At 37.3% G+C, this 718-nt stretch carries 1 pseudogene; it reads left to right on the forward strand.

Annotated features, from left to right (window positions below):
* Positions 1-718: pseudogene (locus H964_RS12530) on the forward strand (hypothetical protein); the annotation flags it as partial.

Below are 718 nucleotides of genomic sequence, written 5' to 3' on the forward strand. Positions count from 1 at the left end.
TGTATGGAAAAGAAGCCAAGTATTCAAAAACATTAAGAGAAGGAATTGCTCAAACACTTGTCTTAATTGCTGTTTTTGGTGATTATGTAAAAGAATTAGACCTTCCTTATTCTTACCCTCCACAAACTTGGGTGGATTGTGTAATTCGTGAACTATTAGATAATGCTGATTGGAAACTCTGGCACTCTTTATCTGATGTATTGCCTCTTATTGCCGAGGCTTCTCCTTCATCATTTCTCGATGCTGTTGAAGATTCACTTTCACAGGAATTGTCTCCAATCATGGGTATATTTTCCGAAACTGGCGATACTTTAATTTCACATAGTGCTCATCCAAGTTTACTTTGGGCGTTAGAAGGTTTAGCATGGGACCCTAAATTACTTGGAAGAGTAACTATTATACTAGGAAAACTCGCAATGTTGGACCCAGGAGGGAAGCTAGCCAATAGACCCATTGATAGTTTGCGCACTATTTTTCTTCTGTGGCTCCCTCACACTTTTGCAACTTTAGAGCAGAGATTAAAAGCTTTAGATGTGCTGATTGAACGAGAACCAGAAATTGGCTGGAAATTATTAATTAGCTTAATGCCACGAAATCATGATTTTTGTATTCCTACAAATAAGCCTCGATGGCGTCAGTTCTCAGAAAAAACAGATAACAAAATTACAATTAAGGAGTATGCAGAAAGTATTAGTGGGATAGTAGATAGAATACTTTC

It is taken from the genome of Caldicellulosiruptor sp. F32, assembly GCF_000404025.1.
GTDB lineage: Bacteria > Bacillota > Thermoanaerobacteria > Caldicellulosiruptorales > Caldicellulosiruptoraceae > Caldicellulosiruptor > Caldicellulosiruptor saccharolyticus.